This window comes from uncultured Aquincola sp. (assembly GCF_964001545.1).
Lineage (GTDB): Bacteria > Pseudomonadota > Gammaproteobacteria > Burkholderiales > Burkholderiaceae_C > Aquincola.
In genome coordinates, this window is sequence record NZ_CAXFDV010000383.1 from 1 (window position 1) to 4757 (window position 4757).

Annotated in this window: 6 protein-coding genes; 2 read left to right on the forward strand and 4 right to left on the reverse strand. The window is 72.2% G+C overall.

Annotated features, from left to right (window positions below; translation table 11 throughout):
* The 3 genes from ABNT58_RS13070 to ABNT58_RS13080 all read right to left on the reverse strand — a co-directional run.
* On the reverse strand, positions 1–320 hold a 320-nt coding region (locus ABNT58_RS13070), incomplete at its 3' end, for a YceI family protein (protein WP_348753908.1).
* Between the two features lie 11 nt (positions 321–331).
* Entirely contained in the window at positions 332–880 is a 549-nt protein-coding gene (locus tag ABNT58_RS13075; protein WP_348753909.1) for a cytochrome b, read from the reverse strand.
* 59 nt (positions 881–939) lie between these two features.
* A complete protein-coding gene (locus tag ABNT58_RS13080; protein ID WP_348753910.1) occupies positions 940–1851 on the reverse strand; it encodes a DUF4743 domain-containing protein in 912 nt (303 codons plus the stop codon).
* A 164-nt stretch (positions 1852–2015) separates the two neighbouring features.
* Here ABNT58_RS13080 and ABNT58_RS13085 point away from each other — a divergent pair, with 164 nt between their 5' ends.
* Both ABNT58_RS13085 and ABNT58_RS13090 read left to right on the forward strand, forming a co-directional pair.
* Positions 2016–2222, forward strand: coding sequence for a hypothetical protein (locus ABNT58_RS13085; protein WP_348753911.1), 207 nt, complete (start codon positions 2016–2018; stop codon positions 2220–2222).
* A gap of 107 nt (positions 2223–2329) precedes the next feature.
* Positions 2330–3223 (forward strand): DMT family transporter, encoded by an 894-nt coding sequence (locus ABNT58_RS13090; protein WP_348753912.1) that lies wholly within the window; start codon positions 2330–2332, stop codon positions 3221–3223.
* Positions 3224–3244: 21 nt separating this feature from the next.
* On the opposite strand, the gene ABNT58_RS13095 is transcribed toward ABNT58_RS13090, so the two are convergent.
* On the reverse strand, positions 3245–4757 hold a 1513-nt coding region (locus ABNT58_RS13095; RefSeq protein ID WP_348753913.1), incomplete at its 5' end, for an aldehyde dehydrogenase family protein.

Below are 4757 nucleotides of genomic sequence, written 5' to 3' on the forward strand. Positions count from 1 at the left end.
AACTTGGGCACGTTGAACCACAGCGGCTTGACCACCTCGGCCTCGCTCTCGGGCGCGCCCAGGCTGATGCTGGCCAGGTCGATCGCCAGCGCGATGCGGGCGGCATCGGGCTTCTTGGGGTCAAAGGCCACTTGCGCGTCGAACTTGCGGAACTTGCCATCCACCGGCACGCCCATCTGGCGGCTGGTGAAGCTGATGTCGCTTTGCGCCGGCACCAGTTTGGCGGCGGCCTGGGCGAACACGGGGCCGGTGGCGGCCAGCGCCAGCGCGGCAGCGGCCAGCGTGCGGCGCGAGATCAAGGAGAAGCGGTTCGAGTTCATGGGTCGGGCTTTCAGGCGCGGCCGGGCACCATGCGGTGCAGCAGGCCATCGCGGTCGATGAAATGGTGTTTGAGGGCGGCGGCCACGTGCAGCACCACCAGCACGGCCAGCGAATAGGCCAGCCAGCCGTGCCAGGGCTTGATGGCGGCGGCCAGGGCCTTGTCCACCGGCACGAAGTCGGGCAGCGGCACCAGGCCGAACACCACGATGGGGAAGCCGGCCGCAGAGCTGTAAGCCCAGCCCACCAGCGGCACCGCGAAGAACAGCAGGTACAGCAGGTGGTGCGTGGCGTGGGCGGCGGTGCGCTGCACCGGCGTCATCGGCACGTCAGCCGGCGGGCGGTGGAACAGGCGCCACAGCAGCCGCAGCGCCGACAGCGCCAGGATCACGCTGCCCGCCCACTTGTGCCAGTTGTAGAGCTTGAGCCGCTGCGGCGAAAACGGCATGTCGGCCATCTGCCAGCCGACCAGGAAGGTGCCGACGATGAGCACGGCCAGCAGCCAGTGCAGCACGATGGCGGTCAGGGTGTAACGGTGGGAGGGGTGGGCAGGCGTCGGCATGGGGCAGGAGTGTGCCCAGCGGACATTGGCCGCCGGTTCAGCACGCTTCACGCCCGGCTTCAGATACTTTGAATGGCGCCAGGTTCCATGAACAGCGCCGCGGTGGCCGCCTGCAGGGCGCCGATCTCGTCGGCCGGCAGCAGGCGGTGGCGCAGGGCGAAGTCCAGCGTCACCAGGGCTGCGTCCACCGTCATCTCGCCCGCCTGCGCCAGTGCCAGCGCCTCAGCCACCGGCAGGCATTGGAAACTGGCCACCTCGCCGTCCTGGTTGGCGGGGGTGACGCCCGGCGGCAGCGGCAGATCGAAGGCGTACAGGCGCTCCAGCTGCAGGCCTTCGGGCAGTTCGCGGCGCAGCTGGATCACACGCACCGGCCGCGCCGTGTGCAGCTGCGGCTGGGCCAGCCCGGCCTCTTCCCAGCCCTCACGTACAAGCGTTTCGAATGGCGTCTGCCCCAGCGGCACGCCGCCGCCGATCAGGTTGTCCAGCAATCCGGGGTCGGTGGCCTTGGTGGCCGAGCGGCGGCCCAGCCACAGGTGGGTGGGCCGCCCGCTGGCATCGGACAGGTAGCCATTGGCATGGGCGCCAAAGGTCAGCGTGCCCCAGAACCGGGCCGCCGCGCGCTCGATGTCGGCCAGCGGCACGGCGCCGGTGTAGGCCTGCAGCGGCAACACCGGATAGCGCTCGTCACGCCAGCCGGGGATGGCGCCTTCGGCCCGCAGCCGCAGGTTCAGCGGCTCGAACCAGGCGGTTGCGGCTGCGGCGTCGGCCAGCGGCGGGGCCAGCAGGGCTTCGGGTGTGCATTGAAGCTCGGGGGCCAGCGCCTGCAACAGCGGCAGGCGCCGCTCGTCCACGCTGCCGACCAGGTGGCCGCGCAGGCGCAGCGGGCGTCGGGGGTGGCGGCACTGCCGGGCCTGGGCGATACACGGCCAGCGCGCGGCGGGGTCGGACAACGGGGCTTCGGCAAACGTCACCCGCCCATCGTAGGCGGCGGCTGCTGCAGCGGGTGAAGCCGGCCACTCACGACTTCGGGATGGCGTCTGACAGCCGCCGACGCCAGGCGCCGACTGCGCGGGCCGGCGGCGATTTTTACAGTTCATCCAACGATCCCCGCACCACCTGCCGCACGGAGCCCACCATGCATCGCCGCCACCGCCGCCCCAGCCACCGCCCCGCCCACCTGCAACCCAGCCACAAGGCCCGCGGGCTGGGTTTGTCCGCCGCCACCTTCGTGGCCGGCATCGCCGCCGCGGTGGTGATGATCGGCGCCAACGCCGACGAGCCCGACATGGCGCCCGGCCAGGGCATCGGCACCGCGCACGTGGCGCTGTCCATCGGCCGCTGAGCCTTCCAACCCAGTGGCGCGCCGGGGTACCGGCGAAACGCCATGCGGGTAAACGCTGAGGCGGGCGACAATCGGCGCATGCCCTCCTGCAGTACACCGGGCCGCCCGTGAGCGCGGTCCAGCGGCCCCTCCAGGCCATCCTCTTCGTCGTCTTCGCCGTCGCCTGCTTTGCGGTGCTGGACACCGGCACCAAGACGCTCAGCGCGCTCGTCCCGGCCGTGATGGCCGTGTGGTTCCGCTACCTCTTCCAGGCGCTGGTCACCGCGCTGGCCATGCTGCCGCGCAAGGGCCTGAAGCTGCTGCACACCCGCCGGCCGGGGCTGCAGTTCGCACGCGGGGCGCTGCTCACCGCTTCCAGCGTGTTCTCGTACTTCAGCCTGATGCACATGCCGATCGGCGAATTCACCGCCATCGTCATGCTCACGCCGCTGATCATCACGCTGATGGCCGCCACCTCGCTGGGTGAGCGCATCTCGCCGCTGCGCTGGGTGTGCGTGGCGGGCGGCTTCGTCGGCGCCATCACCGTGATCCGCCCGGGCAGCGACGTGTTCAGCCTGGCCAGCCTGATGCCGCTGGGCCTGGTGGCCACCAACGCCGCCTACCAGGTGCTGACCAGCCGCCTGGCCCGCACCGAAGACGCGGCCACGATGCACTTCTACACCGGCTGCGTGGGCGCCGCGCTGCTGTCGGTGCTGCTGCCCTTCGTGTGGACCGCGCTGCCGCCCATGGCCTGGGTGATGCTGGTGGGCATCGGCATCTGCAGCACGCTGGGCCACTACCTGCTGATCCTGGCCTACGGCAAGGCGCCGGTGGCGGTGCTCACGCCCTACCTGTACCTGCAGATCGTGTTCGCCACGCTGGCCGGCTGGGCCGTGTTCGCGCACATGCCCGACGGCTGGGCGATCACCGGCATCCTGACCATCGGGGTGTGCGGCGCTTTGGGCACCTGGCTGACGGCGCGGGATCAGGCGCGGGTGGCGCAGGCGCGGGCCCTGGCCTGACCCCGCGGCGGGGTCTCGCGCTCAATCCAGCGTCATCAAGCTCGCATTGCCGCCTGCCGCGGCGGTGTTGATGGAGACGCTGCGCTCCAGCATCAGCGGCTCCAGGCTGAAGACGCCTTGCTGAAGCCGGCCCGGCGCGGCCACCTGCAAGCCGACGATGGGGCCCTGGCGCTCGGCCAGCAGGCGGCTGGCGTGGCGGGCTTCGTCGGGCTGGCCGTGCAGCAGCACGGCGTCGAAGGCGGCATCGGCCAGCGCCTGGCTGGCGTCGCCCGGCAGCAGGCGCACGCGGGTACGCAGCTCGGCCGGCAGCGCCGGGTGCAGGCCGCGAGCCGCAGGGCTGTCGGGCCACAGCGCGCTGGAGCCAGCGGCCAGCACATGGGTCAGCTGGCACAGCAGTTCGTCGCGGTCGTCGGCCATCGACAGGCACAGCACCGCCGCGCGCGGCAGCAGGCGGTAGACGTTGCGCTCCCCGGTCGGGCCGGGCAGCAGTTGCTGCAGGCCGGCGGGCGATGACGCGGCCAGCGCGCTGCACAGCGTGGCCAGCCAAGGCGCACCGGGCTGGCTGGCGGCCAGGGCCTGCAACGGGGCCTGCACGGCGCGGGCGGGGCTTTGCAGCAGGGTCGGCACGCTGGTGGGCAAGGCCGGGCTCGGCGCCGCGGCGGTCGGAGCCGAGATGGGCGCCGCGGCATTGCTGGGCGCCGCAGACGCCGCAGCGACAGCTCCCTCGCCCGCCTCGTCCACGGTCACCAGCCGCCGCAGGTACAGCGGCCCGCCGGCCTTGGGGCCGGTGCCCGACAGGCCCTCGCCCCCGAAGGGCTGCACGCCCACCACGGCGCCCACGATGTTGCGGTTGACGTACTGGTTGCCCGCATGCACCCGCTCGGTCACCAGCGCGATGGTTTCGTCGATGCGGGTGTGCAGCCCCAGCGTCAGGCCGTAGCCGGTGGCGTTGATCTGCTCGATCAGCGCCGGCAGCTCGTCGCGCCGGTAGCGCAGCACGTGCAGCACCGGGCCGAAGACCTCGCGCTGCAGCTCGGCCAGCGACGGGATCTCGATGACGGCTGGCGGCACGAAGCTGCCGTGCGCCAGCACCGCGGCATTGCCGCCCAGCCGCTGCACCGCATGGCCGCGCTGGCGCAGCGTGGCGATGTGCGCTTCGATGCCGGCGCGCGCTTCTTCGTCGATCACCGGACCGATGTCGGTGCTCAGCTCGTCGGGCGACCCCAGCCGCAGCGCACGCAGCGCGCCGTGCAGCATCTGCAGCACGTGGTCGGCCACGTCCTGCTGCAGGCACAGCACGCGCAGGGCGGAGCAGCGCTGGCCGGCGCTGTCGAAGGCCGAGCTGAGCACGTCGGCGACCACCTGTTCGGCCAGCGCGGACGAGTCGACGATCATCGCGTTCTGGCCGCCGGTCTCGGCGATCAGCAGCGGCGGGCGGCCCTGTGCATCCAGCCGGCCGGCCAGGCTGCGCTGCAGCAGCCGCGCCACCTCGGTGGAGCCGGTGAACATCACGCCGCGCACCCGTTCGTCGGCC

Excerpts from the sequence above, each read along its gene's own strand:
- ABNT58_RS13075 (WP_348753909.1), bottom strand. The coding sequence starts at position 880 with ATGCCGACGCCTGCCCACCCCTCCCACCGTTACACCCTGACCGCCATC.
- ABNT58_RS13085 (WP_348753911.1), top strand. The coding sequence starts at position 2,016 with ATGCATCGCCGCCACCGCCGCCCCAGCCACCGCCCCGCCCACCTGCAA.